The organism is Streptomyces sp. NPDC054866 (assembly GCF_053610745.1).
This window is the reverse complement of the sequence record NZ_JBSGZA010000002.1, coordinates 527,665-553,165: the sequence shown is the minus strand read 5'-3', so window position 1 is coordinate 553,165 and position 25,501 is coordinate 527,665. Positions and strand designations below refer to the sequence as shown.

The following is a 25,501-nucleotide window of genomic DNA, read 5'->3' as shown; positions in this document are numbered from 1 at the left end:
GAACAGCCGCAGTCGGCAGCGCGCCCCCCGGCCAAAGAGGACCGCGCCCCCCGGCCAAGGGGACCCGCCCCGCCCCACAGCCGGACGGCACCCGCCCCCGCCAAGCCCCGCATGGAACCCTCAGGTCACCCCCCACCCGCTGAACTCCACCGTCCCCCGCTCCCCATCGCCCCCGTTGGTCGCGCTCATGAACAGGCCCACGTCCTGCGCCGCCGCAACCCCCGGCACCGGCACGCTCGTCACCACCCGCCAGTTGGCCCCTTCGTCCGTCGAGCAGGAGCCCGTCACCGCGTTGCCCGTGCGCTCCAGGCGTAGCAGTACCGGTGCCTTGATCCCCGTGATGCGCTTGTACGTGTCCAGGGTTCCGTCGCCGTTCGTGTCGTACGACATGACCACCCCGTTCGCCGGAGTGACCGCGAGGTTGACGAAGCCCGGGGAGCCCGGCACCTCCATCGCGTTGCGTGCGATCAGGCCCGCTCTGGCCCAGGGGCCCGTCACCGCCTGGGCGTCGACCCGGACCGTCACCGAGACGCCGCCGCGCAGCGCGCCCTCCCGGTACAGCGTGCCGAACTCCGTCGTGCCCTTCCACAGGTCCGTGCCCGCGCCGTTGATCGCGTAGCGGCCGCTCAACTCCCCGAAGACCGCAGCGTTGTTGGAGTACTTCTTCCAAGCCGCGCCCACCGGCCCCGCCTCGAACAGCACGCCCTCGTGGACGGCCTCGACCCGCCGCTCGCCGGCCGGCCCGTACCGCACCTCGATCTCGTACGGAAGCGGCCGCAACGGACGGTCCAGTGGTGTTCCCGGCGCGCTCGCCCGCCACGCCACCTTGCCCGTGCCCCCGGGAGCGACCCCGGGCAGCGACACCGGGCCCAAGGGCTCCGCGTCGATGCCGGTCAGCCGGAAGTCGACGCGTCCCGTGGCCCGCAGCCCGTTGACGTTGCGGAAGACCGCCTCGAGGCGTGCGTGCCCGCCGGGCGGCAGCGACGGCGGGTCGGCGACGACCTCCAGCGACCCTTGGTAGGGCGCCCGGGCCAGCACGTCATGGACCCGTGAAGCGGTCCGGTACGGGTCGCCGATTCCCCGCAGGGGATAGTCCTTGCGCTCCCGGGTCCACGGCTCCTCCACCGCGAACCAGTCCACCGCCCGCGGCTCACGCCCCGCGGCCAACGCGTCGGCCAGCTCGTCGAGCCACTTCTGCCAGCGGGGCACGTAGAAGTCGGCCATCAGGCCTGACCACTCACGGTTCCCGTACTCGTGCAGCTTCCCGCCGTCGGACGTCGCCCGGTCGCCCCACACCGTGATCAGCACCTTGGCGGTCCGCTCGAACTCCGCCCGCTCGGCGTCGTTCGTCCCCATCCTCCGTGCCGATTCCACCCAAGGGCCCAGGAGGAACGCCGAGTTGGTCGCTGTCAGCTCGTCGGACAGCCGCATCAGCCGCAGCCACAGCGTCGACAGCGCGCGGAAGGTGTCCGCGTCCTTGCGCCGGTACGCGGTCCGAAGCTGCGGCAGCAACTGCCGGCTCCGGTGCGCGAGCGCCTGCCGGGCCACGTCCACCAGGTCGTACCGGTACGCCGCACTGCCCCGCAGCCCTCCACGTACCCCGAGGAGCCCGGCGAACGCCGCGTCGAACCGGGCCGGGTCGTACGTCAGCGCACTCGGCGCGTACTCGGCGGCGCGGTTCGCCGCCAGGTCGGGACGGGCCGCGAACAGCGAGTCGTGAGGGTCGCTCCGCTCGATGGCGGTGTGCCGGTAGGCGGTGTCGTGCAACGCCCGCCAGGCGCGCAGCGCGTCGGAGTCACGGCCGCCGTAGCGGAAGCCCGCGTACCCGTCGAACCACGACTTCAGGTCCAACTTGTCCTTGGACCAGGCGAGTTCGGAGAAGAGCTCGAAGGCGGCCGGGTCCCGGTCCGTCGCCTCCGGCATGAACGCCGTGCCCACGAGCGCGCTGCCGCCCTTGTCCCGCCACGCGAAGAACTTCTCGTTCCAGATGTGCGCGCGGGCGCCGATCGTCGTACGGCCCCCGAAGTTCGGGATGGTCCCGAACGCGTAGGGGGTGCCACCCCAGTCCTTCTCGCGGTCGGTGACGCTCGTGAACCGGTCGGAGACCCCGTCCACGATCAGCATCCGCCGCCGGTCGATCGCGTCGAGCAGCTCGGGCAGCGGATTGGACTGCCAGCCGAGGATCACCCAGGTCGCACCGGGGCGCGCCTTGTGCAGGGCCGCTTCCACGCCGCGCGCCGCGTCCGGCACCGGCACGTCCCCCGCGGTGCCGCCCTCGTGCAGCAGGTCCATCTTGAAGTTCTCGGCGGCCCCGAAGAGCTGCTCCTGGTGCCGGTAGAAGGAAGCGGCGACCTTCGCGAAGGACGAGGTCCTGGGGTCGAGCCAGTCGGGCCGCTTGAACCCGTGCCAGGTGCCCTGCGGCACCACCCGCGCGTCCCCGCCGTTGCGTGCCACGAAGCCGTCGGGGACGTGCCCGTAGTAGCCGGGAAGCACCGGCGCCATCCCCAGCGAGCGCAGCCGGTCCACGATCTTGCGACCGAGCTCGGCGCGGTCCGTGATGACTTCGGGCGACAGCGGCCCGCCGTACCCCGAAAGGTTCTGCAGCAGCCACCACGCCTGGTGCGAAGGCGCCGGCAGCCACGCGCGCGCCTCCGCGTCGCTGTAGCCGAAGTCCTGGAGAACCCGGTGGTAGACGGCCTCCGCCCCCGCGATCACCAGGACCTCGTTGCAGCCGTGCAGCGCGAGCACGTCGATCATCCGCTCCCAGTACGCCCAGTCGGCGTGCGGCGCGGTGTACCCGTCGTTCGTGTCGTTGAGGGCGAACCGGTGCGGCAGCGAGGTGGACCGCTCCAGCGGGCGCGAGGGCGCGGGCAGCCTGCGCGGCAGGTCGAGCTGGCTGCCGTTCCATGCGACATGGGCTCCGCAGACGTACTTCAGATACCAGTGGACCCCGGTGAGCAGCACGGCGGGCGTCGTACCGGACACATCGATCCGCCCGGTCGTGCCCGAAACCCGGAATCGGTCCGCGCCGCCCTTCGCGGGGACGAGTCTGAGACGGAACTGCTCCGCGTGATGCGGCAGGAGTCTGTTGAGCGCTGAGCGCGCGGAATCCGTATCGAGGGCGAGGGCGGGGCCCTGGACGGGCCCGTCGGCGGCGTGGGACGGAACCGTCACCCCGCCGATGGCGGCACCGAGGCCGATGGCCCCGGCTGTGCCGAGCACGGAACGTCGGGATGGATCGGACATGTGTACCCCCTGGGTCGGATGGTGCGGCGCACGGTATCCGCGTGGCGTCGTGCGCTCAACGGTGCATACGGAGATGGCGAGTTCACCTCGCCCGAAGGGACTGGTGGGACGATGAAGGCAGCGCGAAAGCCGCTTGCGGGCGCAGGCAGGGGCATGCGGGGGCGCATGCGTACGGGCATGGGTGTGGGACTGCTGATGATCCTTGTGGCATGCGGCTCCGACGGCGACGACGCGCCGCCGGACACGGCGAGCGGAAGCCTGGAGCAGCTGGCGGCCAAGGCGCGATGCAAGCCGGACATCCAGACGGACGCGGCCGAACTGCGGCAGGCCACCTGTGACAAAGGTGCCCGCCGCTACGTCCTAGTAACCTTTACAAATGCCCGTGGCCAGGCCGAATGGTTCGACGAGGCGGCCGATTACGGCGGTACGTACCTCGTCGGCGAGAAGTGGATCGCGGTCGGCGACGAGAAGGTGGTCATGCGGCTGCGCGGCCGGCTCGGTGGGACGGTGGAGAAGTCCTCGCACCACTCGGGGAGTAGCGGTGGTGGGGATCACGAGGACAAGAGCCCGGGGCACTCGGGCCACTCCGGTCACCAGTCGAGCTGACCGCGCAGCGGTACGGGGGTCAGCGCGGCTCAGTTGCAGCGCTGACCGCTGTTGATGCACTTGGCCATGCGGTTCATCAGCCTCTCGTCGAAGACGTTGATGAAGTCACCGTGATCGGTGATCGGCTTGTGCAGCTGCTCGGGGAACGAGTCGACGGCGAATCCCGGCCCTGGCGGCACGTCGTACACGATGCGCTGCACCAGCTGCGGAATGGCCTTGAACCCCTGCGGGCACGCGCCGCTCTCCGCGTCGGCGAAGGCCACATGCGTACGGTGGTTGGCGCTGTCGGTGTTCTGGCCGTCCCAGCAGCTCTGGAAATTGAACGTCCGGACGACCTGGCTGCCCTCGGGGCAGATCGGATACTTGTCCTTCAGCTGCCGGTCCTCGAAGCCGGTGCAGCTCCAGGACGCGTTGGCGTTCGCGTCACCGTTGGTCAGCGCCTTGGCGTCACCGGTGATGATGCGCAGGAAGCGCGGCATCGCGACGACCTTGCTTGTCGGATTACCGGCGAATTTCAGCGTGACCGAGGTCGGTGTCTGGATCTGGCCGACGTTCTGGTCCTTGCCGCCGCCGTCCGCGTCGGCGTCATTCTCGTCCTCTCCGTTCTGCAGCCTCAGGACCGGCCAGTAATAGGTCGACTTGTCCCCCTGGTTCCGGCACGTTGTGTCGCCGTTCGCGAGATCGTCGTCACCGGAGAAAGCGTCCGTGGCCTGATTTCCGACGTAATCGTGCATATGGTGAGCGCCATTGCTCACGCCGGGCGCCGCGATGACATTGTCCGGATTGAACTTGCCGTTCTCGTTCGTCCCGCATTTCGTGGTGAAGGTGCCGCGCGACGCGCCGCGCTGTTTGTCGGGGCGGTTGACGTTGGGCTGGACCGAGTTGATGTCGACGAAGTCGGCGGCCTCGGGGCCGTTGCCGTTCTGCTGACCCGGCGGCTGCTGCTGGTCGCCGCCGTCACCCGGGGGCTGCTCCTGGTCGCCGCCGTCCTGCGGAGGCTGCTGCCCGCCGTCCCCGTTGCCGTCGTCCTGCCCGGGCTGCTGCCCGGCCGAGTCGTCGGCCCGCATGGTGCACGGTGCCATGCCGTCGATCCCCTGAGGCGGCTGCCCGCCCGCCTGGTCGATGGAGGAGCCGATGCCCTCGATGGTCGGCCGCCGCTGCTCCTCAAGGGGTCCGAGCACGGCCTCGGCCTGCTCGGTGTTCTGCGCGTCGGCGAACTTCTCGTAGGCGGCGGTGATCTGGGTGTCCAGCTCCGCGAGCCGCCGGTCCACGTCCTCGCGGGCGCCGTCCGGCACGTCCGACAGCTGGGTGCCCACGTCCGGGCAGCTGATGGTGGCCATCCCCACCCCCGGACCGCCGCCCTGCTCGCCGGCCTGGGTCCTGGCGGACGGCGAACCGGAGCTTTCCCCGGCGTTCGCGTAGACATTCACCGCGACCATTCCGCCGCCGCCCAGGATGAGTGCCGCCGAGGCGGCGATCGCGCGCCCGGCGAGTTTTGATCGTTTTCGTGATGTGCGTCGTGGTGTGCGTCCCATGGGACTACGTACGCAACAGGAGTCGGCCCCGTTCAATCACGCGCGGAATTCCCCCGGCAATCTCTCCGGTGATCTCACGGGCGATCTCGCGGACGATCTCCGGAGTTCCGCTCAGCGCCCTTGATCCAGATAGGCGAGTACGGCGAGAACGCGCCGGTTGTCGTCGTCCGAGACCGAAAGGTCCAGTTTCCCGAAGATATTGGACGTGTGCTTGGCGATCGCCCGCTCCGTCACGACGAGTTCCGCCGCGATCGCCGCGTTCGACCGTCCCTGCGCCATGAGTTCGAGCACCTCGCGCTCGCGCGGCGTCAGCTTGCCGAGCGGTTGGTCCGCCGAACGCCGCGACAGGAGCTGCTGGATCACCTGAGGGTCCATCGCGGTGCCGCCCGCGGCGACCCGGCGTACGGCGTCGATGAACTGGTCGGCGTCGAAGACCCGGTCCTTCAGGAGATAGCCGACCCCGCCGTTCCCGTCGGCGAGCAGTTCGCGCGCGTACAGCTGCTCCACATGCTGGGAGAGCACGAGCACGGGCAGCCCCGGCCGTGCCCGCCGCGCGGCGAGCGCGCACTGGAGTCCCTCGTCCGTGTGGGACGGCGGAAGCCGGACGTCGACGACGGCGACGTCCGGCTCCAACTCGGCCAGGGCCTTGGTGAGTTCGGGCCCGGTCTCGACCGCGGCGGCGATCTCGAAGTCGAATGCCTCCAGCATCCTGACCAGGCCGTCACGCAGCAGGAAGAGATCTTCGGCTAGGACAACTCGCAAGGGATCTCCATGGTCACCATGGTCGGGCCGCCCGCGGGACTGCTGACGGCCAGTACGCCGTCGAATGTACCGAGTCGGCGTTCGATCCCGCTCAGCCCGGACCCCGCCCCGATGGCCGCGCCGCCCTTGCCGTTGTCGGTGACCGCGATGCGCAGCATGCCCTCCGCGTGGTGGATGTCCACCCAGACGCGGTCCGCGCCCGCGTGCTTGATGGTGTTGGTCAGGGCCTCGCTCACCGCGAAGTACGCCGCCGACTCCACCGGTTCGTCGGCCCGGCCGAACAGCTCCACGTCCACATCGGTCTGTACCGGAAGCCGCAGCGCGAGGGCCTTCACCGCGTCGCCGAGGCCGCGCTCGGCGAGCACCGGCGGGTGGATGCCGCGGACCAGGTCGCGCAGCTCGGTCAGCGCCTCGCCGGAGTTCTGCCGGGCCTTGGCGATCATTTCCTTGGCCTTCGCCGGGTCCTTCTCGATCATCGCCTCGATGGTCCCGAGGTCCATGCCCATCGCGACCAGGCGGGCCTGCGCCCCGTCGTGCAGGTCGCGCTCGATGCGGCGCAGTTCGGCGGCGGAGGAGTCCACGGCGTCGTGCCGGGTCTCGGTCAACCGGTCGACGCGCCGGGCCAGTTCACGCTCCCGCATGGAGGTCGTGGGCGCGAGCAGCGTCCGGGCGAGGAGGAAGTGACCGCGCACGATCGAGGGGTTGGCGAAGATGCCGGTGATGCCGAGCGCGGTGCCGAGCAGCGCCGCCATGTTGGCGGTGGACTGCGAGGTGACGTGGATGAAGCCGTACCAGTCGCCGCCGCCCGCGTTGTAGATCGGCTCCCAGACGCCGAACGCGAGGACGTAGCCGTACAGCATGTAGAGGAGCAGGGCGGGGGCGAAGATCACCGTGACGCAACCGGCGGTCATGTCGACGAGCAGCCACTGGAGATCCCGCCAGGTCGCCGGGTCCTTGAGCATCAGCGAGGTGCGCTCCACCTGCCCGGTGACTCCCCTGCGCAGGTCGGCGGGGAAGGGGCGGTACGGGGTCGGGATGCGTACGTCCGACCAGGCGCCGGCCTGGGCGCGGCGCAGGTCCGCCCACTTGCGTACGGCGGTCAGGACCACCGGGGTCGTGAAGACGCCGATGCCGAGCAGGATGAAGGCGATCGAGAGGACCGAAAGCACGAAGAGAGTGATCGAACCGGCGAGCGTGGCGATCGCCAGGTAGAGCCCACGGGCTCCCGCGACCACGGATTCACGGACCCTCGTCATTTTCTGATCCCCATCTCTTCGAACGTCATGGCCACATTCTCGCCGCAGAGATCGGTGCGGGTCATTGGGTCCGGCACCCGAGCAGGGGGTGTACCTGGCGACACCCCCGCACCTCGCCCTGTGCTTCTGACAGTGGGGGCTTCGGCGGCTGGGTGGGCGGGCCCCGGATTTCTAGCGTGGTCCACGTCATCAACCGGCTTATCCACTGCTTACTTATGGGGGCGAAACGCCATGAGGCCAAACCTCGCGGCTCGACTCGGGGTGTGGAGCGCACACCACCGCAAGACGGCCATCCTCGGCTGGCTGCTGTTCGTCGTGCTCGCCACGACCGTCGGCGGGGCCTCGGGCATGGTCACCGCGTCCGACGACGAGATGGGGGTCGGCGACTCGGGCCGGGCCGCGACGATCCTCAAGGACGCGGGCGTCGAAGAGCCCGCGGGTGAACTCGTCATGGTCAGTTCCAAGACCGCTGACGGCTGGCGGGACGCGGCGAGCGACCTCTCCAAGGCCCTGACCGCGACCGGCGAGACACGCGAGATGCAGGCGCCGCTGCCCTCCGAGGACGGCAAGGACGCGCTGCTCCGGTTCGAGATGAAGGGCGCGTCCGACGACGCCACCGACCGCGTGCAGCCGGTGCTCGACGCGGTGCAGAAGGCGAAGGACGAGGGTGCGGGGAAGGGCATCTCCGTCTACCAGTTCGGCGACGCGAGCTCCGAGAAGCACCTCAGTGATCTGCTCGCTGACGACCTCACGAGGGCCGAGTTCACCGCGGTGCCGCTGGCGCTCGGCATTCTCCTGGTCGCCTTCGGGGCCGTGGTCGCGGCGCTCCTCCCGGTCGGGCTCGCGCTGACCGCGTGCGTGGCGGCCTTCGGCCTGCTCTCGCTCGCCAGCCACCAGCTGCACCTCTTCGAGACGACGTACTCGGTGATGTTCCTGATGGGGCTCGCGGTCGGCGTCGACTACTGCCTGTTCTACCTGCGGCGCGAACGGGACGAGCGGGCGGCGGGGCATGACGCCGAGACGGCGCTGCGGATCGCGGCGGCCACCAGCGGGCGGGCCGTGCTCGTCTCCGGCCTGACGGTGATGGTCGCGATGGCGGGCATGTTCCTGTCCGGGCTTCTGCTCTTCAAGGGCTTCGCGGTCGCCACGATCCTGGTGGTGTGCGTGGCGATGCTGGGCTCGGTGACGGTGCTTCCCGCGCTGCTCTCCGCACTCGGCGACCGGATCAACGCCGGCCGCATCCCGTTCCTGAACCGCAAGGGCAAGAAGGGCGCACACGCCAGCGGCGGCATCGCGGGCAAGCTCCTTCGCCCCGTCCTCGCCAAGCCGAAGTTCTTCGCCGTCGGTTCGGCGGTCCTGCTGCTCGCCCTGGCCGCTCCCGCGCTCGGCATGAAGACCGAACAGCTGGGCCTGGAAAAGCAGTTCGGTTCGGACGCGCCGCTCTCGGTCTCCTTCCGTGAGATCACCCAGGAGTTCCCGGGTGGCCCCGCCCCGGCCCAGGTGGTCGTCAAGGCGGGCGACGCGGACGACATCCGGTCGAAGGAGATGCGCGACGCACTGGCCGCGGTGGTGCGGGACGCGGGCAAGGGCGCCGAACTCACCGTCCACAAGAGCGCGGGCGTGGCCGAGATCGACGTACCGCTCCCCGGTGACGGCAGTGACGCGAAGTCCAAGGAGGCGCTGGGCGAGCTGCGGGACGACGTGGTCCCGGCCGCCTTCGACGGTCTGGACGCGGAGGCGTACGTCGGCGGTGACCTCGCCGACTCCGAGGACTTCAGCGACCAGCTCAGCAAGGGCATCGTGCCGGTGTTCGCCTTCATCGCGGCGGTGACGTTCCTGCTGATGCTCTTCAGCTTCCGCTCGGTGGTCATCGCCGTGACGTCCATCGGCCTCAACCTCCTTTCGGTAGGCGCTGCTTACGGCGTGATGACCGCGGTCTTCCAGCACGGCTGGGGCGCGGAGCTGATCGGTTCGGAACAGGTGGGCGCGATCGAGAACTGGATGCCGCTGTTCGTCCTCGTGGTCCTCTTCGGCCTGTCGATGGACTACCACGTGTTCGTGGTCTCGCGGATCAGTGAGGCGCGTGACCGAGGTCTGGACAACCGCGCGGCGATCCGCGAGGGCATCACGCGGACAGCGGGCGCGGTGACGGGCGCGGCCGTGATCATGGTGGCGGTCTTCGCGGTCTTCGGCACCCTGTCCATGCAGGACATGCAGCAGATGGGCGTGGGCCTCGGCGTGGCGGTCCTGCTGGACGCGACGGTCGTACGGATGGTGCTGCTGCCGTCCCTGATGACGCTCCTGGGCGAGCGGAACTGGCGTACGCCGGGCTGGCTTTCCTGGCTGCCGGAGATCTCGCACGGCGAGGAGCGGGTGCCGGTGGCGCTGGAGCAGCCTGCCGGTCCGCCGGTTCCGTCCGGCACGGCGTAGGCCTCCCCGCGCCCCTGACAGCACGTCGGCCGGGCTGGATGACTCCAGCCCGGCCGACGCCCTGTTCCCCCGCTACAGTCCCAGCGCCTTCGCCTCCACCTCGGGGTCGAGCCCCTGCGCCCCCCGCTCGGGCCGCTGCGGGAGCGCCCCGCCGAGTGACTGGATCCAGGCCCACGTGTCCGCGACCGTGTCCGCGACGGGCCGCGCCCTGAGCCCCGCGGCCACCGCCTTCTCCGTCGACGTGCGGTGCATGGTGTCGTGCAGTTCGCCCGGCGGGAGCCACACGGGGAGCTGCGACCACGGCTCGATGCCGTGCTCGGCGATCACCGAGGGGTCGGTCCACCGCAGCTCCACGCCGGGCGCGCCCGCCACGGCCACGCATGCCTCCAGGAACTCCTCCATCGTGGTGTGCGCGATGGGGGAGATGATGTTGTACGGGCCGTGGAGACCCGCGGAGGCGGCGTCGAGGACCCACTCCGCGAGGTCCCGCACGTCGATGTACTGAAGGTCCAACTCCTTGGGCCCCGGGGCCAGTACGGGACCACCCCGCGCGACCCGGTTCAGCCACCACGGCAGCCGCCCGACGTTCTCGTACGGGCCGAGGATCAGCCCCGCGCGGGCGAGCACCGTGCGCTCGGCCCCGAACTCCGCCACGGCCGCGAGCTCCCCGCCACGCTTGTTCTCCGCGTACGCCACCGAATCCGCGTCCGGGTCCCCCTCGACCAGGGGGAAGTCCTCGTCCGAACCCGCCACCCCCGGATACCGGTAGACGGACCCGCTCGACACATACACAAAGCGCCCGGCCCGCCCCGCGAGCAGCCGCGCCGCCTCGCGCACGACGTGCGGCGCCCCCGACCAGGTGTCGACGACGACGTCCCACTCGCCGTCGAAGGAGGCGAGCGCGTCAAGGCCGCCCTCCGCCGTACGGTCACCGAGCAGCGACACCGTGCCCGCGGGTGCCTCGCGGTTCCCGCGATGGAAGACCGTCACCTCCCAGCCACGCGCAAGCGCCGCCTCGACGACGCCCCGTCCCACGAACTGCGTACCACCCAGCATCAGAAGTCTCATGACGAGGACTCTGCACGCTCCGCGCCCTCGGGGGAACCGGGTTCTGCTACCGGCAGAGCCCGGCCCGCCCCGGGAAACCGGAGGTCAGCGGGATACCGACGGCGCGTACTTGTAGCCCACGCGCCGCACCGTCTGGATCGTCTGGCGGTGCTCGGCCCCCAGCTTGCGCCTGAGCCGCGCGATGTGGACGTCCACGGTGCGCCCGTCGCCCACGTGCCCGTACCCCCACACCGTCGTCACCAACTGGTCGCGCGTGTGCACCCGGTGGGGATGGGCGACGAGATGCGCGAGCAGCTCGAACTCCAGGTACGTGAGGTCGAGCGGGCGGCCGTCGACCTGCGCCGCGCGCTGCACCGGGTCGATCCACACGGGCCCGCCGGAGGCCCGCGGAGGCTCGGGCTCGGGTACGGCGGCGGCCACCGGCTCCTGCCCGGCCGGTACGAGGACCAGGTAGCCGATCATCGGCGGCTGGCCCGGCAGCGTGGGCAGCGTGTGCTGGGGCGCGGGCAGCCAGGTCGCGCCCGGCGGCAGGAAGTCGGTGATCTGCGCCACCTCGTCCGGGGCGACGGCTCGCAGCCGCCCCCGGCCGGGGCTGTTCAGCAGCGCAGCGGTGGCGGTGGCGGTCGCGGTGGAAGCGGTGGATGCCGAGAAGGAACGGGAGTTCGCCATGAAAGTCAGCTCTTTCGCGCGGAGGAGTCGTCAGTCGTCTCAGTCGTCGAGGACGTACGTACGTCGTGCGCGTCAGGCGAAGGCCGGGTGAACGGCTTTAGAGGGCCTGCGCGTTCATCGCGCGGCAACACACCCGGTCGAAATCATGGTGCTGACGGGAAGGCCAGAACGGCTCGAGGTCGTGGTGACGACCTGTCGCGGTGTTCTCGTAGCTGCCCATGACCATGACCCCATTGAAGCAGATGGAAGGGCCCGCCGGGCTCCCAAGCCGAAGGGGGCGCCCACCGGTTCGGCGGGCGCCCCCTTCGGGAAACGTCATGGATGCGCGGGATCAGACCTGGCCGGCCTTCTCCAGGGCGGTGCAGCACGTCTCGACGAGCAGCCGCGTCACGACGTACGGGTCGACGTTCGCGTTCGGGCGGCGGTCCTCGATGTAGCCCTTCTGCTCCACCTCGACCTGCCACGGGATGCGGACCGAGGCGCCGCGGTCGGAGACGCCGTAGCTGTACTCGTTCCACGGGGCGGTCTCGTGCAGGCCGGTGAGGCGGTCGTCGATGCCCGCGCCGTAGTTCTTGACGTGGTCCATCGGCTTCGAGCCCTCGCCGAGGGACTCGGCGGCGGTGATGATCGCGTCGTAGCCCTCGCGCATCGCCTTGGTGGAGAAGTTCGTGTGCGCGCCGGCGCCGTTCCAGTCGCCCTTGACCGGCTTCGGGTCGAGGGTCGCGGAGACGTTGAAGTCCTCGGCGGTGCGGTAGAGCAGCCAACGGGCGATCCACAGCTGGTCGGAGACCTCAAGGGGCGCGAGCGGGCCGACCTGGAACTCCCACTGGCCGGGCATGACCTCGGCGTTGATGCCGGAGATCCCGAGGCCCGCCTTGAGGCAGTTCTCCAGGTGCGCCTCGACGACGTCACGGCCGAAGATCTCGTCCGCGCCGACGCCGCAGTAGTAGCCGCCCTGCGCGGCGGGGAAGCCGCCGACGGGGAAGCCGAGCGGGCGGTCGCCCTCGAAGAAGGTGTACTCCTGCTCGATGCCGAAGATCGGCTCCTGCGAGCCGAAGCGCTCCTCGATCTCGGCCAGCGCGGCACGCGTGTTGGACTCGTGCGGCGTCATGTCCGTGTTGAGGACCTCGCACAGGACGAGTACGTCGTCGCCGCCGCGGATCGGGTCCGGGCAGGTGAAGACCGGCTTGAGCACGCGGTCGGATGCGTGACCCTTGGCCTGGTTGGTGCTGGATCCGTCGAAGCCCCAGTTCGGGAGCTCGGCGCCGTCCGTCATGATCTTCGTCTTCGAACGGAGCTTGGCGGTCGGCTCGGTGCCGTCGATCCAGATGTACTCAGCCTTGAAGGTCACGGGGGCCATCCTTTAAATGCTCGGTACGGCGCAGAACGTGCGGGTGCTGCGGTGCCGTGGTGATGCCGCGCAGCTTGCCAACACGCGATTTCCCGTCCATTGCTCGAATGTGAACCCCGTGTTACCTGGGATGGATGTGGCTCACTTCACGCCCCTTCGCGCCCCTTCCGCGCCCAGGGCCCCTCACTTGATGACGGCGTTGGCCGCCGCGATCAGCAGCCCGATCGTCGCGTCCGCCGTGCCGAGCAGCACGGCCGAGCGCCGCCGGTAGCCCGCCCGGAGTGCGGCGAAGGTGCCCCAGCCGAGGAGGAGGGCCGCGTTCAGGAGGAGCGCGGAGTAGGTGACGGGCGCCTCGGGCCAGCCGAAGGTCCCGGCGAGCACGAGCAGCCCCACGGTGGGCCAGCAGGCGACGACCACCGGCCACTCGTCCATGAGCTCCCATGCCAGCTGCCGCCAGCGGTGCAGGCCGCTGCCGGGCCGGTGCGTGGACATGTGGTGCGCGTATCCGTGCGCGAGGGCGGCCGTGCCCGCGGTCACCATGATCCAGGCCGCGTCGTAGTAGGGCGTGTAGGCCTGCTTCCCCGAGTGCAGCGCCGCGATCAGCGCGCTCGCGAGGATGGTGCCGTATACACCTCCGAACATCAGGTTCCGCACGGGGGCACTCCATTCCGGCCGGCGGCAATGTGGAGTGCCCAACGCTATGGAGGCATATGTAACGTTTCGCCGGAGATAGCCCATCATTAGCCAGTCATCTGCGGCCCCGGCGCGACGCCCTGCGGCTACCGCGACAACGCGTCCCGCACCGCCTCCTCCGTGCGCCCCACCACCGCGGTGCCGTCGTCGGCGGTGATGATGGGCCGCTGGATGAGCTTGGGATGCTGGGCGAGCGCGGCGATCCAGCGGTCACGGCCGGAGGCATCACGCGGCCAGGCCTCGCGATCCTTGAGCCCCAACTCCTTGGCGGCGTCCTCCTGGGTCCGTGTGATGTCCCACGGCTCAAGCCCGAGCCGCTCCAGGACGGCCCGGATCTCGTCCTCGGTGGGGACGTCGTCGAGATAGCGACGAACGGTGTAGTCGGCGCCCTCCGCATCGAGCAACGTGAGCGCGCTACGACACTTCGAACAGGCGGGATTGATCCAGATCTCCATACCCCACACGCTACCGGCGCCCCACCGACGCACAGCCCCCGGACGCGGCTGGTCGGACCCCTTCCGCGGGAGAGGCTGTTCGAATTTGACCGGCGCCCCACAGGCACCTCGCGGACCTGGCGTGTCACCGGGGTAATTCCCCTGTTCAGCTGGCCATTTGGCCAGGGTTGTGGGCTCCCTGGATGTCAGTGCCGGGCAGTAAACTAGAAGCAGTGTTCGAGGGTTCCCGACGGGGGTTCCTGACCGCGACAGGAGGATGCCTGTGCCCGCTGCCGCACTCACATCGAAGTCGAAGCGCAACGCTTCCCGGCCCGTGTTCATCGACGCGACGTACGCACCACTGGAGAAGCGGCCGCTCCCGGCCGGACGGCCGCGCGAGTGGTACATCACGCACAACCGGCGCCTGAAGGCCATGCGCCTGGCGATAGCCCTGCTGGACTCGGGCGTCTATCTGCCGAACCAAGCCAACAACACCAGGATCCGGAGCATGGCGGAGGACGTGGGAATCCATCCGCCGTCGGACATCACCTGCCATATGGTGCGCGCCCTGATGAGGTACAGCCGCTGAGCTGTCGCGCGGACGCGTACGGGTGGGGGCCCAAGGCCCCTGCCCGTACGCGTAGTTCATGCTGGGCGCATGACTCAGCCGGAATCCGCCCCCGCCCAGCAGGAGCCCGCGGACGAGCTCCCGCTGCTCGTCACCGCCCAACTCCCGGACGGGGCACGGTTTCCCGTTCGCGGGATGAGAGGCAGCGACGCCTCGCCCCGCCCCGCGCCCGCCGTCCTGATCCTCCCTGCCATGGGCACCCCCGCCCGCTACTACCGCGCCTTCGCCCGCCAGTTGAACGCAGAAGGGCTCACCGCCCTGACCGTGGACATGCGGGGCCAGGGGGAGAGCACCCCGCGGGTGACGGACGCGGACGCCGTCGACCACGGCTACCGCACGATCGTGGAGCAGGACCTCGTCGCGGTCATCGAGGCGATACGCGCCGAACTGGGCCCGCAGCCCCCGCTGTACCTCCTCGGCCACAGCATGGGCGGCCAACTCGGGCTCGTACATGCTTCGTTGGGCATCGGACCCGGCGTCGACGGAGTCGTCCTCGTCGCCTCGGGCTCCGTCTGGTTCCGGGCGTACGGCCCCCTGCGCGGGCCCCTGCTGCTCATCGGCGAGCTGTTCGCCGCGGCCACGTCGACGCTGCTCGGCCGGTGGCCCGGGACCCGGCTCGGCTTCGGCGGCAACCAGCCCGAGGGAGTCATGCGGGACTGGGCACGGCAAGGGCGCACGGGCCGCTACTCGTCCCCCGGCTCCCCGCACGACTACGAGGCGGCCCTGCGCACCCTCGCCCTGCCCGTCCTCGCGGTCTCCGTCGAGGGCGACACCTGGGCCCCGGCAGCCGCCCTCGACCACCTCGTCGGCAAGGTGCCGGCGGCCCGCGTCACCCGCCTGCGGTACTCCGTGCGGGAAGCGGGCGCACGCCTCGACCACTTCGTGTGGACGCGGGCGGGCGGAGCGCTGGCCAAGAGGGTGGCGGCGTGGGCGGTGGCAGGCGGAAGCTGAGGCCCCGGCAAGGGTCACCCGTTCGGCGTACCCGGCATGCGTACGCGCACGTGGAGGCATTGGCTGCTCCTGAGGGGGAGGCTGTTGCCGGGAGCCGCCGACGGAGAGGGGCGAGGGCGATGACCACTCCGGACGAGCGCGCCCGCCAGGGCAAGGCCGCCCGCAAGCGCGCCTCCCGCTCCTCGCACGGGGCGTGGATACCCTCAGCGGACCGCGCCGACCCGGTGGCCGTCCTTGAGCGGCAGGGCGAGGGACGCGTCCAGGAGTTGCTGCCCATCCGATACGCCCGTATGGCAGCCTCACCCTTCGCCTTCCTGCGGGGCGCCGCCGCCGTCATGGCGGGAGACCTCGCCGTCCAGTGGCACACCGGCCTCACCGTCCAACTCTGCGGCGACGCCCACCTGTTGAACTTCGGCCTGTTCGCCTCCCCGGAACGCGCCCTGCTCTTCGACCTGAACGACTTCGACGAGACCTGCCCAGGACCCTTCGAATGGGACGTCAAACGCCTGGCCGCGAGCATCGCCGTGGCGTCCCGCGACAACGGCCACCCGGAGCGCGGGACACGCGATGCGTGCCTCGCGGCTGTGGCGGCGTACCGCACGTCGATGAGACGTCTGGCCGGACTCGGCGAACTGGCGGTCTGGTACGAACGGACCGACGCACACGACCTGTTGCCCCTCATCCGCTCCACCCGCCACCGCAAGCGCGCGTCGACCGCCCTCGACCGGGCCCGCCGCCGCACGAGCCTCCAGGCGCTCGGCAAGCTGACCGAAGAGGTGAACGGCGTCCGCCGCATCATCCACGACCCGCCGCTCCTCGAACCCGCGGGCGCCCCGGACCTCGCGGCGGTGCGCAAGATCTTCGGCGACTACCGCTCCACGCTCTCCGAGGAACGCCGACTCCTCCTGGACCGCTACCACTTCGTGGACGCGGCGCGGAAGGTGGTCGGAGTGGGCAGCGTCGGCACCCGCTGCTACATCGTGCTCCTCGCCGGGCGCGACGCCGAGGACCCGCTCTTCCTCCAGATCAAGGAGGCGGTCCGCTCGGTCGTCGAGGAGCACCTCCCGGCAGGGCCGTACGTCCACCCCGGCCACCGTGTGGTCGCGGGCCAGCGCCTCCTCCAGGCGGCGAGCGACATCTTCCTCGGCTGGATGACGGGTCCCCAGGGCCGCGCCTTCTACTGGCGCCAGCTGCGCGACATGAAGGGCTCCGCGGACGTCGAGGCCATGTCCCCCGCGGAACTGCGCTCCTACGCCCGCCTCTGCGGCACCGCCCTGGCCCGCGCCCACGCCCGCTCCGGCGACCGCATAGCCATCGCCGCCTACCTGGGTGGCTCCGACACCTTCGACCGGGCGGTCGCGGACTTCGCCCTGCGTTACACCGCGCAGAACGCCGAGGACCACGCGGCGCTGACCGAGGCGATCGCCTCCGGCCTGGTCAGCGCCGCCACCGGGACCGACTAGCGGATCCCGACTAGCGGATCTCGTCCGGGACCACCGTCAGCCACCGCTTGTCCGCGGTCACCTGCTGGCCGAGCTCCCGCTGCCGGTCGGCGTTCTTGCGCTTCATGCCGTCCAGTTCCTTCATGTAGTCGTCCTTGCGGTTGACCCAGACCCGCGCCCCGCCGTGCTTCACGTCCGCCGAGTGGAACAGCATCGGGCCGTCGCTCTTCGGGGTGTCGCCGGCCACCAGGACGGGCTTCTTCCACTCGTCGATGTACGTGCTGATGGCCGCGGGCTTGCCCTGGAACCAGGTCAGCGGCGCCCACAGGTTCGGCGTCAGCTCGCGCCCCGCGAGCTTCTTCTCGTCGAAGCGGCCCTCCGCGATCTCCTTGCGGGAGCTGGTGACCTCGCCGGTCTTGCGGTCCTTGAGCTGCAGGCCGACGCCGATGACGTTCTCGGGCTTCACGTCGTAGCCGTACTTGGGGTCGGCGAGGACCATGCGTACGAGGTCCTCGCTGGCCGCGCTGACGACGTAGACCTCGATGCCGTGGCCCCGCAGCGACTTGTAGAGCTCCTGCATGCCGGTGAAGAACTCGGGCGGCTCGACCTCGGTCTTCGTCAGCTTCCCGTCCTCGTAGTACTCGGCGGGGATCGGCTTGTCGTGGGCGAGGAGCTCGTCGACGTACCCCTTGAGCTCCTTCAGCGTGAAGCCGGAGAAGATCTGCGCGGCCCACGGGTAGCAGACCTGGTCGTCGACCTCGCAGAGCCGGTTGTAGTAGCTGTAGAGGCTCTCCTTGTGCTTCGCCGTGTCCTTGAAGGGGATGATCTTCAGCGACGGGTCCATCGACTTGCGGGTCAGCACCCCCTTCATCTCCAGGAAGGGCAGGAGGGACTCCTCCAGGTCGTTGCGGTACGTCGTGTTGTCCGCGTCGAAGACGGCGTACGCGCCCTTGTCCTCGTTCTTCGCGATGACCTTGCCCAGCTTCTTCGCGACCGGCTTCGGCCAGTGCTTCAGCTCGGACGTCGCGGTCTTCGCCGTCTTCGCCGTCTTCGCGGAGGCGTCCGCCGCCGTCGCGTCCGTGCTCGGCCAGAGCGCCGTCCCCGCGAGTACGGCCGCGGTGAGCGCGCCCGCCGTGCCGATGACGGCCAGCTTGGCCTTTGCCTTTACTGCCATGGTTCTGTGCCCCCTGAGAGCGGTCTGCGCCCCGTCCGGAGCGGCGGGTCATCGTACGAGGTCAGGCGGCAGATTCCCATGATCGACGTCACCGGACGGAACGGGCATGGGACCTCCTCGCGCGGGTAGCAGAGGCCGACGCCCACCACGCCCGCGGACCTGCCTCGGCGCCCCGCCCATCGCATACTGGAGGGCATGGAGACCGTCTCCCGGGAGTTCGTGCGGGCCGCCCCGCGGCTCGACGGCATGGTGGTGTCCGCGGTCGGCTACCGCACGGAGGGTGAGCGGCCCGGCCTGCACCGCGGCCTGCCGTCCCCGTACCTGACGCTGATCTTCTCGCTCGACGGCCCCGTCGTCAGCGGCATCACCCCCGAGCAGGCGGGCGGCCGCGACGCCACCCGCACGGACATCGTCCTCGGCGGCCTCCACCAGTCCCCGGCGTACGTCGTGCGGCCCGAGCACGAGGCGGGCATCCAGCTCGCCGTGCACCCGCTCGCCGCCCGCGCCCTGTTCGGCGTACCGGCGGCGGAACTGGCCGGCGAGCTGGTGACGCCCGGCGCGGAGGTGATGGGGCGCCGCGCCGCCGACGTACGGGAGATGCTGTGCGAGCAGGGCACCTGGGAGGAGCGGTTCGCTTCTCTGTCCGGCTACTTGAGGCAGCGCGCGGCCGACGACGCCTCCGGCGGATCCGTACGGCCCGAGGTCGCCGAGGCCTGGGCCTGGCTCGCCCGGCACCGGGGCGTCGGCACCCTGCGCGGCCTCTCCCGGCACGTCGCCCTCAGCGAACGCCGCCTCACCACGCTCTTCCGCGCCGAGACGGGCCTGAGCCCCAAGCAGGCGGGCCGCCTGATGCGCTTCCAGCGCGCACGGAACGCGGTCGTACGCCCGGTCGCGACGGGCGGCGCCCCCGACCTGGCCCGCATCGCCGCGGACTGCGGCTACTACGACCACTCCCACCTGGTACGGGACTTCCAGCAGTACACGGGGGTGAGCCCCAGCGGCTGGCTGGCCGAAGAGTGCCGGAATATCCAAGCCGGGAGCCATGGCGGGGGCGAAGAGTAGGAGCCATGAACACCACCGACATGAACACCACCGAGAAGCAGCAGCCCCAGTCCGCCTCCGCCTCCGCCGGACGCGCCCCCGACGTCTGGCCGACCCTCCAGGCGCACGACGCCCCCGCCCTGATCGACTTCCTGGTCGGCACGGTCGGCTTCCTGCGCACCGCCGTCTACGAGGACGGCGACCGCGTGGCCCACGCCGAGCTCGACTGGCCCGAAGGCGGGGCCATCATGCTCGGCTCGTACGACGAGAAGTCCGAGGGCTGGTGCCTGAAGCCGGGCACCTTCGGGGCGTACGTCGTCACCGACCACGTGGACGACCTCTACGATCGGCTCACCGCCGCGGGGGTCGAGATCATCCGGGAGATCGAGGACCAGCCGTACGGCAGCCGGGAGTTCGGGATCGCCGACCCCGAGGGCAACAAGTGGTCGTTCGGCACCTACCGCGGCGCACCGAGGCCCGAGCAGCCGTCCTGACCTCACGTGACAGCAGCCGGCCTGACCTCGCGTGGTAGCTTGCGAGCGCCAGTCAACCCACACCAGGGCCAGGGAATCCGGTGCGAATCCGGAACTGACGCGCAGCGGTGAGGGGGAACGGGCGGGGCCACGGCCACTGGGCGTCCACGGACGCCTGGGAAGGCGCCCCGTCCGGTCGATCCCCGAGTCCGAAGACCTGCTGGCACCTTCGCCCCCGCACCGGGCGGCGGAGGTGATGAAGCAGGCCAGGCTCCGCGTATGAGCCGTGAGACTCAAGGGATCGTGTGTCCTCCACAGCCCGTCGTGTACGTATGTCCGTCCTCCTCAGCACGGCCCTGGCCCTCACGCTGACCTCGTGCGGAGGCGGCTCGTCGGCCACCTCCAGCGGGGGCGGGAAGGCTAAGGGCTACCCACTGACCCTCACCTCCTGCGGCAAGAAGGTGGAGATCAAGGCGCCGCCGCGGCGGGCGGTCTCCCTCGATCAGGGCTCCACGGAGATCCTGCTCTCCCTCGGCCTCGCGGATCGCATGGCGGGCACCGGGACCTGGACGGACCCGGTGCTCAAGGGACTTGAGAAGGACAACGCCAAGGTCGACCGGCTCGCCGACAGCTACCCCTCCTTCGAGAAGGTCCTCGCCCAGGAGCCGGACTTCGTCACCGCCTCCTTCCTGGCGACGGTCAGCAAGGGCGGCGTCGCCGACCGCGCCAAGTTCGCCGAACTCGGCGTACCCGCCTATGTCTCGCCCTCCGACTGCGCGGGCAAGGACAACAGCGGCGACGGCGACGGCCGTCGCGACAAGACGCTGACGATGGACACGGTGTACGGCGAAGTACGGGACCTGGCCAAGGCGTTCGGGGTCGAGAAGCGCGGCGAGCGGCTGATAGCGGACCTCAAGGCCAGGGTGGCGAAGGCGACGAAGGCGATCAAGAAGGCTGACGCGTCGTCCGACACGAAGCTCCTCTACTGGTTCGCCAACTCCGACGCGCCCTACATCGCGGGCTGCTGCGGAGCGCCGGGCATCATCACGCGCGAACTGGGCGTGAAGAACGTCTTCGACGACACCCGCGAGGAGTGGCCCCAGATCAACTGGGAGACGGTGGCGGACCGCGACCCGGACGTGCTGGTCATCGGGGACCTCACCCGCAAGTCGCAGACGGCCGAGAGCGCGAAGAAGAAGATCGAGTTCCTGGAGTCCAACCCGGTCACCAAGAACCTGACCGCCGTGAAGAAGAAGCGGTACGTGCTGCTGAGCGGCCAGGCCATGAACCCGACGATCCGCACTGTGGACGGCGTGGAACAAGTCGCCGACGCCTTGCGCGAGTTCGGGCTCGCCAAGTGATGAAGGCCGCCCCGGGCGGCATACGTTCCGCCCTGCTCTGGACGACAGGCCTCGCCGCCCTGGCCCTCTCCGTGGCGGTGGCCGTCACCATCGGCCCCGCGGACATCTCCGTACCGGACGTGTGGTCGGCGGTGGCGGCCCACCTCGGCTGGGGAGAGGCGACGCTGACGCCGATCAGGGACGGCATCGTATGGAACCTGCGCATGCCGCGCACGCTTCTCGCGGCGGTATGCGGCGCGGGCCTCGCGGTCTGCGGAACGGTCCTCCAGTCCCTCCTGCGCAACCCTCTTGCCGACCCCTTCGTACTCGGCGTCTCCTCGGGGGCGTCCACGGGCGCGGTCGCGATCGTCGTCCTGGGGGTCGGCGGGGGAGTGGTGTCGGTCTCGGCGGGAGCCTTCGTAGGGGCCGTCGTCTCGTTCGCACTGGTCCTCCTCCTGAGCCACACCCTGGGCGGAAGCGCCGACAGGGTGGTGCTGTCAGGAGTGGCGGCGATGCAGCTGTTCTCTGCCCTCACCTCGTTCGTGATCCTGACGTCGGGCGACGCGGAGACGACGCGGAGTGTCCTGTTCTGGCTGCTCGGCTCGTTGAGCGGGGTGGGCTGGACGGACGTCTGGCTGTGCGCGGCGGTGCTCTTCGTGGCCCTCGCGATCTGCCTGACGCAGGCCCGCACGCTGGACGCGTTCGTGTTCGGCCAGGACGCGGCGGCGACGCTGGGCGTACACGTGGCTCGCACCCGCCTGCTGCTCCTCTCCATAACGGCCCTCCTCACGGCGGCCCTGGTGAGCAGCGCGGGCGCCATCGGCTTCGTGGGCCTGGTCCTGCCGCACGCGGCCCGCGTCCTTGTCGGCGCCGGGCACGCACGTCTGCTCCCGGTCACGGCGCTCGCGGGCGCGGTGTTCCTGGTGTGGGTGGACACGCTGGCCCGCACGGTCCTGGACCCCCAGGAGGTGCCGGTGGGGGTGGTGACGTCCCTGATCGGCGTCCCGGCGTTCGTCCTGGTCCTCTACCGCACGAGGAAGACGACATGACCCCGCACACCGAACCAGGCCTACGGGCGGACCGGGTCACCAGAACGACCGCAGGCCACCTCATCATCGACGGGGTGACCCTGGCCCCACCCCCCGGAGCCACGGTCGGCCTGCTGGGCCCGAACGGCTCGGGCAAGTCAACTCTCCTGCGCATCCTGGCGGGCGTCCTGGCTCCGACATCCGGGGTGGTCACCCTGGACGGCACGCCACTGCGCGACGCGGGCCGCCGCACGGTGGCGCGCAGGTTGGCGATGGTGGACCAGGAGGCCACGACACAGGTCGAGCTGTCGGTGGAGGAGGTCGTACGCCTGGGCCGCATCCCGCACCGCAGAGCGTGGTCGCTCCAGAGCCCCGAGGACGAGAAGGCGATAAGGGAGGCCCTGACCAGCACAGGCCTGTCCCACCGGGCCACCCAGTCCTGGCACACCCTGTCAGGCGGCGAACGCCAACGGGTCCAGATAGCAAGGGCGCTGGCCCAAACCCCCCAGGAGCTCCTCCTCGACGAACCGACCAACCACCTGGACATCCACCACCAACTGGACCTCCTGACCCTGGTGGCGAACCTCCCCCTGACGAGCGTCATAGCCCTGCACGACCTGAACCTGGCAGCGATGTTCTGCGACCACGTACTGGTCCTAAGAGAGGGCACGGCCCACGCGTCAGGCACCCCCGCAGAGGTGATCACGGAGGAGCTGATAGCAAAGGTGTACGGGGTGAGGGCGGAGGTGACAACGCCGGATGACGGCCCGGAGCCGCGCCCGTCGATCCGCTTCCTGCGCGGATGAGTTCCTCCGGCGACGGCTCAGCCCAGGGGATGCCGCCTATTGGGGCCGAGGCTCGTCGAGGTACTGGTCGGCCCAGGCGCTGATGATGTGAGCGGCCCGCTGCGCCTGCCCTCGCGCGGTCAACAGATGGTCCGCGCCTTCGAGCGAGATGAAGCTTCGCGGGTGCCGTGCCTCCTGGAAGATCTCCGCGGCATTGGAGATGTCGACGGTGGAGTCGGTGGGGGAATGCGCCACGAGGAGCGGAAGGTCCACCTCGCCGATCCGGTCGCGCAGGTGAGCCCGGCGCACGTCCTCGACGAAGGCGCGCTTGAGAACCAGAGTCCTCCCGCCGACGAACCACTCGTGCGCCCCGTCACTCAGGACGCGATCCAGGACCGAGTCGTACTGCCGCTCGACGTGACTGGGATCGACGGGCGCCGCGATCGTGGCCAGCGCGCGGAGGCCGACGATCTCGTGCGCGGCGGCGATCGCGGCGGCGCCTCCCCACGAGTGCCCCACGAGCAAATCCACCGGAGTCCCTCGCTCCGCCATGAAGGCCGCGGCACGGACGGTGTCCTGCACCTTGACGGTGAAGGAACCGTCCCCCCAGTCGCCCTCGGAGTCTCCGATCCCGAGATTGTCGAAGCGCAGCATGCCGATCCCCTCGCGCGCCAGCTGCTTGCAGACGCGCGAGGCGGCCGGTGACTCCTTGCCCAGGGTGAAGCCATGCGCGAAGAGCCCCCAACCCCGGATCTCGCCCTCCGGCAGGTCGATCACCCCGGCCAGCTCGGGACCGACGACGCTCGGGAATCTCACTTTTTCGTTCTTCATGTGCGGTGCTCACCTAGGCAGGAACTGATCGTGGGGCAGGGAGACGAGAGCGACACTAGCCGGTGCCGACGCGAGACCAACAGAACAGCGGGGCCGCCTCCCCGTTCCGGGAGACGGCCCCACTGTTCACGCTGACGCGGCGTCGGGCTCAGCCGACCCGCGGTTTAGATGTCGAAGTACAGCTCGAACTCGTGCGGGTGCGGCCGCAGCTGGATCGGGGCGATCTCGTTCGTGCGCTTGTAGTCGATCCACGTCTCGATCAGGTCGGGGGTGAAGACACCGCCGGCCAGGAGGTACTCGTGGTCCGCCTCGAGGGCGTCGAGGACCGCCGGGAGGGAGGTCGGGACCTGGGCGACGTTCGCGTGCTCCTCGGGGGCGAGCTCGTAGAGGTCCTTGTCGATCGGCTCCGGCGGCTCGATCTTGTTCTTGACGCCGTCCAGGCCGGCCATCAGGAGCGCCGAGAACGCCAGGTACGGGTTCGAGGACGGGTCCGGGGCGCGGAACTCGACGCGCTTGGCCTTCGGGTTCGAGCCCGTGATCGGGATACGCATGGCCGCCGAGCGGTTGCGCTGCGAGTACACCATGTTGACCGGCGCCTCGAAGCCCGGGACCAGGCGGTGGTACGAGTTCACCGTCGGGTTCGTGAAGGCGAGCAGCGACGGGGCGTGCTTGAGGATGCCGCCGATGTAGTAGCGGGCGGTGTCCGAGAGGCCCGCGTAGCCCTGCTCGTCGTAGAAGAGCGGGTCGCCGTTGGCCCACAGCGACTGGTGGACGTGCATGCCCGAGCCGTTGTCACCGAAGATCGGCTTCGGCATGAAGGTCGCGGTCTTCTCGTTGCGCCAGGCGACGTTCTTCACGATGTACTTGAAGAGCATCAGGTCGTCGGCCGCGGCGAGCAGCGTGTTGAACTTGTAGTTGATCTCCGCCTGGCCGGCCGTGCCGACCTCGTGGTGCTGGCGCTCGACCTGGAGGCCGTTCTTGTCCAGTTCCAGGGAGATCTCCGCGCGGAGGTCCGCGAAGTGGTCGACCGGCGGGGCGGGGAAGTAGCCGCCCTTGTAGCGGACCTTGTAGCCACGGTTGTTCTCGACCGCACCGGTGTTCCAGGCGCCCGCCTCGGAGTCGATGTGGTAGAAGCTCTCGTTCGCCGACGTCTGGAAGCGGACGTTGTCGAAGACGTAGAACTCCGCCTCGGGACCGAAGTACGCGGTGTCCGCGATGCCGGTGGACGCGAGGTAGGCCTCGGCCTTCTTGGCGATGTTCCGCGGGTCACGGCTGTACTGCTCGCCCGTGATCGGGTCGTGGATGAAGAAGTTGATGTTGATGGTCTTGTCGCGGCGGAAGGGGTCGACCCGGGCGGTCGACAGGTCCGCGCGCAGCGCCATGTCGGACTCGTGGATGGCCTGGAAGCCGCGGATCGACGAACCGTCGAAGGCGAGCTCCTCGTTCGGGTCGAACGCCGCTGCCGGGATCGTGAAGTGCTGCATCACTCCGGGCAGGTCGCAGAACCGGACATCTACGAACTTCACGTCCTCGTCCGCGATGAACTTCTTTGCGTCGTCGGCGTTCTGGAACATCCAACTCCTCCTACTCCCGGCCCCCAGGCGGGGACGGGGTTGCAGCTCGTTGTGCGGCCAGTGCGGTGGCACACGCTGGGACCCGACCATAGGGACGGGGGATTTCTCAAGCATGACCCATTTGTTTCGCCGAAGTTAACCGAGCCGGGTTCGAGCCAGGTGTCATTCGCCCTACCCCGCCCGT

The 25,501-nt window shown here is 70.0% G+C and carries 22 protein-coding genes and 1 riboswitch; of the genes, 10 read left to right on the top strand and 12 right to left on the bottom strand.

Going from position 1 to position 25,501, the window contains the following annotated elements; all coding sequences use genetic code 11:
• Nucleotides 1-120: 120 nt before the first annotated feature.
• The gene (locus ACWGI2_RS11210) at nucleotides 121-3,246 is read right to left on the bottom strand and encodes an alpha-N-acetylglucosaminidase (protein ID WP_453694990.1); all 3,126 of its coding nucleotides are present in this window, start codon (nucleotides 3,244-3,246) and stop codon (nucleotides 121-123) included.
• Nucleotides 3,247-3,357: 111 nt separating this feature from the next.
• Here ACWGI2_RS11210 and ACWGI2_RS11205 point away from each other — a divergent pair, with 111 nt between their 5' ends.
• Nucleotides 3,358-3,852 carry a hypothetical protein gene (locus ACWGI2_RS11205; protein ID WP_453395175.1) on the top strand — a complete coding sequence of 165 codons (495 nt, stop codon included), beginning with the start codon at nucleotides 3,358-3,360 and terminating at the stop codon, nucleotides 3,850-3,852.
• A 29-nt stretch (nucleotides 3,853-3,881) separates the two neighbouring features.
• Here ACWGI2_RS11205 and ACWGI2_RS11200 read toward each other — a convergent pair whose 3' ends face one another.
• The 3 genes from ACWGI2_RS11200 to ACWGI2_RS11190 all read right to left on the bottom strand — a co-directional run bounded on the left by ACWGI2_RS11200 (nucleotide 3,882) and on the right by ACWGI2_RS11190 (nucleotide 7,405).
• Nucleotides 3,882-5,387, bottom strand: a complete 1,506-nt coding sequence (locus tag ACWGI2_RS11200; protein ID WP_453694989.1) for a DUF1996 domain-containing protein — start codon at nucleotides 5,385-5,387, stop codon at nucleotides 3,882-3,884.
• Between the two features lie 111 nt (nucleotides 5,388-5,498).
• The gene (locus ACWGI2_RS11195) at nucleotides 5,499-6,149 is read right to left on the bottom strand and encodes a LuxR C-terminal-related transcriptional regulator (protein ID WP_399386211.1); all 651 of its coding nucleotides are present in this window, start codon (nucleotides 6,147-6,149) and stop codon (nucleotides 5,499-5,501) included.
• Nucleotides 6,134-7,405 carry a sensor histidine kinase gene (locus ACWGI2_RS11190; protein ID WP_453395173.1) on the bottom strand — a complete coding sequence of 424 codons (1,272 nt, stop codon included), beginning with the start codon at nucleotides 7,403-7,405 and terminating at the stop codon, nucleotides 6,134-6,136. Before ACWGI2_RS11190 ends, ACWGI2_RS11195 begins: the two co-directional genes overlap by 16 nt.
• A gap of 231 nt (nucleotides 7,406-7,636) precedes the next feature.
• Between ACWGI2_RS11190 and ACWGI2_RS11185 the strand changes: the two genes are divergently transcribed.
• On the top strand, nucleotides 7,637-9,835 hold the full coding sequence (locus tag ACWGI2_RS11185; RefSeq protein WP_453694988.1) for an MMPL family transporter: 2,199 nt from the start codon (nucleotides 7,637-7,639) through the stop codon (nucleotides 9,833-9,835).
• A gap of 72 nt (nucleotides 9,836-9,907) precedes the next feature.
• Here ACWGI2_RS11185 and ACWGI2_RS11180 read toward each other — a convergent pair whose 3' ends face one another.
• The 5 genes from ACWGI2_RS11180 to ACWGI2_RS11160 all read right to left on the bottom strand — a co-directional run bounded on the left by ACWGI2_RS11180 (nucleotide 9,908) and on the right by ACWGI2_RS11160 (nucleotide 14,071).
• A complete protein-coding gene (locus ACWGI2_RS11180; RefSeq protein ID WP_453395171.1) occupies nucleotides 9,908-10,903 on the bottom strand; it encodes an NAD-dependent epimerase/dehydratase family protein in 996 nt (331 codons plus the stop codon).
• An 84-nt stretch (nucleotides 10,904-10,987) separates the two neighbouring features.
• Nucleotides 10,988-11,572, bottom strand: a complete 585-nt coding sequence (locus ACWGI2_RS11175) for a winged helix-turn-helix domain-containing protein (RefSeq protein WP_453694987.1) — start codon at nucleotides 11,570-11,572, stop codon at nucleotides 10,988-10,990.
• A 331-nt stretch (nucleotides 11,573-11,903) separates the two neighbouring features.
• A complete protein-coding gene (gene glnII, locus ACWGI2_RS11170) occupies nucleotides 11,904-12,923 on the bottom strand; it encodes a glutamine synthetase (protein ID WP_453694986.1) in 1,020 nt (339 codons plus the stop codon).
• 183 nt (nucleotides 12,924-13,106) lie between these two features.
• Nucleotides 13,107-13,577: a hypothetical protein gene (locus tag ACWGI2_RS11165; protein ID WP_453395168.1), complete on the bottom strand. Its 471-nt coding sequence runs from the start codon at nucleotides 13,575-13,577 to the stop codon at nucleotides 13,107-13,109.
• Nucleotides 13,578-13,702: 125 nt separating this feature from the next.
• Nucleotides 13,703-14,071 (bottom strand): arsenate reductase family protein, encoded by a 369-nt coding sequence (locus ACWGI2_RS11160; RefSeq protein WP_453694985.1) that lies wholly within the window; start codon nucleotides 14,069-14,071, stop codon nucleotides 13,703-13,705.
• Nucleotides 14,072-14,333: 262 nt separating this feature from the next.
• Between ACWGI2_RS11160 and ACWGI2_RS11155 the strand changes: the two genes are divergently transcribed.
• From ACWGI2_RS11155 to ACWGI2_RS11145, 3 genes are all read left to right on the top strand, one after another.
• The gene (locus ACWGI2_RS11155) at nucleotides 14,334-14,639 is read left to right on the top strand and encodes a hypothetical protein (protein WP_160504685.1); all 306 of its coding nucleotides are present in this window, start codon (nucleotides 14,334-14,336) and stop codon (nucleotides 14,637-14,639) included.
• 69 nt (nucleotides 14,640-14,708) lie between these two features.
• Nucleotides 14,709-15,629: an alpha/beta hydrolase family protein gene (locus tag ACWGI2_RS11150; protein WP_453694984.1), complete on the top strand. Its 921-nt coding sequence runs from the start codon at nucleotides 14,709-14,711 to the stop codon at nucleotides 15,627-15,629.
• A 119-nt stretch (nucleotides 15,630-15,748) separates the two neighbouring features.
• The gene (locus tag ACWGI2_RS11145) at nucleotides 15,749-17,092 is read left to right on the top strand and encodes a DUF2252 domain-containing protein (protein ID WP_453395165.1); all 1,344 of its coding nucleotides are present in this window, start codon (nucleotides 15,749-15,751) and stop codon (nucleotides 17,090-17,092) included.
• Between the two features lie 10 nt (nucleotides 17,093-17,102).
• On the opposite strand, the gene ACWGI2_RS11140 is transcribed toward ACWGI2_RS11145, so the two are convergent.
• On the bottom strand, nucleotides 17,103-18,245 hold the full coding sequence (locus tag ACWGI2_RS11140; RefSeq protein ID WP_453694983.1) for a haloacid dehalogenase-like hydrolase: 1,143 nt from the start codon (nucleotides 18,243-18,245) through the stop codon (nucleotides 17,103-17,105).
• Nucleotides 18,246-18,440: 195 nt separating this feature from the next.
• On the opposite strand from ACWGI2_RS11140, the gene ACWGI2_RS11135 reads away from it, so the two are divergent.
• The 5 genes from ACWGI2_RS11135 to ACWGI2_RS11115 all read left to right on the top strand — a co-directional run bounded on the left by ACWGI2_RS11135 (nucleotide 18,441) and on the right by ACWGI2_RS11115 (nucleotide 22,933).
• Nucleotides 18,441-19,307, top strand: a complete 867-nt coding sequence (locus tag ACWGI2_RS11135) for a helix-turn-helix domain-containing protein (protein ID WP_453694982.1) — start codon at nucleotides 18,441-18,443, stop codon at nucleotides 19,305-19,307.
• 20 nt (nucleotides 19,308-19,327) lie between these two features.
• Nucleotides 19,328-19,780, top strand: coding sequence for a VOC family protein (locus ACWGI2_RS11130; protein WP_453695718.1), 453 nt, complete (start codon nucleotides 19,328-19,330; stop codon nucleotides 19,778-19,780).
• A 32-nt stretch (nucleotides 19,781-19,812) separates the two neighbouring features.
• A riboswitch (cobalamin riboswitch) is annotated at nucleotides 19,813-19,998 on the top strand.
• 93 nt (nucleotides 19,999-20,091) lie between these two features.
• Nucleotides 20,092-21,120 (top strand): ABC transporter substrate-binding protein, encoded by a 1,029-nt coding sequence (locus tag ACWGI2_RS11125; protein WP_453694981.1) that lies wholly within the window; start codon nucleotides 20,092-20,094, stop codon nucleotides 21,118-21,120.
• Complete coding sequence (locus ACWGI2_RS11120; protein ID WP_453695716.1) at nucleotides 21,120-22,148, top strand: FecCD family ABC transporter permease; 1,029 nt, start codon at nucleotides 21,120-21,122, stop codon at nucleotides 22,146-22,148. The genes ACWGI2_RS11125 and ACWGI2_RS11120 overlap by 1 nt, the downstream gene beginning before the upstream one ends.
• A complete protein-coding gene (locus ACWGI2_RS11115) occupies nucleotides 22,145-22,933 on the top strand; it encodes an ABC transporter ATP-binding protein (protein WP_453694980.1) in 789 nt (262 codons plus the stop codon). The genes ACWGI2_RS11120 and ACWGI2_RS11115 overlap by 4 nt, the downstream gene beginning before the upstream one ends.
• A gap of 36 nt (nucleotides 22,934-22,969) precedes the next feature.
• Here the strand turns inward: ACWGI2_RS11115 and ACWGI2_RS11110 are convergent, their stop codons facing one another.
• Together ACWGI2_RS11110 and glnA are read right to left on the bottom strand one after the other, a co-directional pair.
• Nucleotides 22,970-23,743: an alpha/beta hydrolase family protein gene (locus ACWGI2_RS11110; protein ID WP_453694979.1), complete on the bottom strand. Its 774-nt coding sequence runs from the start codon at nucleotides 23,741-23,743 to the stop codon at nucleotides 22,970-22,972.
• Between the two features lie 164 nt (nucleotides 23,744-23,907).
• A complete protein-coding gene (glnA, locus tag ACWGI2_RS11105) occupies nucleotides 23,908-25,317 on the bottom strand; it encodes a type I glutamate--ammonia ligase (protein WP_453694978.1) in 1,410 nt (469 codons plus the stop codon).
• Nucleotides 25,318-25,501 lie beyond the last annotated feature (184 nt).

Bases quoted from the DNA above. Each gene is read 5' to 3' on its own strand.
- ACWGI2_RS11210 (WP_453694990.1), bottom strand. From the start codon at position 3,246: ATGTCCGATCCATCCCGACGTTCCGTGCTCGGCACAGCCGGGGCCATC.
- ACWGI2_RS11205 (WP_453395175.1), top strand. From the start codon at position 3,358: ATGAAGGCAGCGCGAAAGCCGCTTGCGGGCGCAGGCAGGGGCATGCGG.
- ACWGI2_RS11200 (WP_453694989.1), bottom strand. From the start codon at position 5,387: ATGGGACGCACACCACGACGCACATCACGAAAACGATCAAAACTCGCC.
- ACWGI2_RS11190 (WP_453395173.1), bottom strand. From the start codon at position 7,405: ATGACGAGGGTCCGTGAATCCGTGGTCGCGGGAGCCCGTGGGCTCTAC.
- ACWGI2_RS11185 (WP_453694988.1), top strand. From the start codon at position 7,637: ATGAGGCCAAACCTCGCGGCTCGACTCGGGGTGTGGAGCGCACACCAC.
- ACWGI2_RS11180 (WP_453395171.1), bottom strand. From the start codon at position 10,903: ATGAGACTTCTGATGCTGGGTGGTACGCAGTTCGTGGGACGGGGCGTC.
- ACWGI2_RS11175 (WP_453694987.1), bottom strand. From the start codon at position 11,572: ATGGCGAACTCCCGTTCCTTCTCGGCATCCACCGCTTCCACCGCGACC.
- ACWGI2_RS11160 (WP_453694985.1), bottom strand. From the start codon at position 14,071: ATGGAGATCTGGATCAATCCCGCCTGTTCGAAGTGTCGTAGCGCGCTC.
- ACWGI2_RS11150 (WP_453694984.1), top strand. From the start codon at position 14,709: ATGACTCAGCCGGAATCCGCCCCCGCCCAGCAGGAGCCCGCGGACGAG.
- ACWGI2_RS11145 (WP_453395165.1), top strand. From the start codon at position 15,749: ATGACCACTCCGGACGAGCGCGCCCGCCAGGGCAAGGCCGCCCGCAAG.
- ACWGI2_RS11140 (WP_453694983.1), bottom strand. From the start codon at position 18,245: ATGGCAGTAAAGGCAAAGGCCAAGCTGGCCGTCATCGGCACGGCGGGC.
- ACWGI2_RS11135 (WP_453694982.1), top strand. From the start codon at position 18,441: ATGGAGACCGTCTCCCGGGAGTTCGTGCGGGCCGCCCCGCGGCTCGAC.
- ACWGI2_RS11130 (WP_453695718.1), top strand. From the start codon at position 19,328: ATGAACACCACCGAGAAGCAGCAGCCCCAGTCCGCCTCCGCCTCCGCC.
- ACWGI2_RS11125 (WP_453694981.1), top strand. From the start codon at position 20,092: ATGTCCGTCCTCCTCAGCACGGCCCTGGCCCTCACGCTGACCTCGTGC.
- ACWGI2_RS11120 (WP_453695716.1), top strand. From the start codon at position 21,120: ATGAAGGCCGCCCCGGGCGGCATACGTTCCGCCCTGCTCTGGACGACA.
- ACWGI2_RS11115 (WP_453694980.1), top strand. From the start codon at position 22,145: ATGACCCCGCACACCGAACCAGGCCTACGGGCGGACCGGGTCACCAGA.
- ACWGI2_RS11110 (WP_453694979.1), bottom strand. From the start codon at position 23,743: ATGAAGAACGAAAAAGTGAGATTCCCGAGCGTCGTCGGTCCCGAGCTG.
- glnA (WP_453694978.1), bottom strand. From the start codon at position 25,317: ATGTTCCAGAACGCCGACGACGCAAAGAAGTTCATCGCGGACGAGGAC.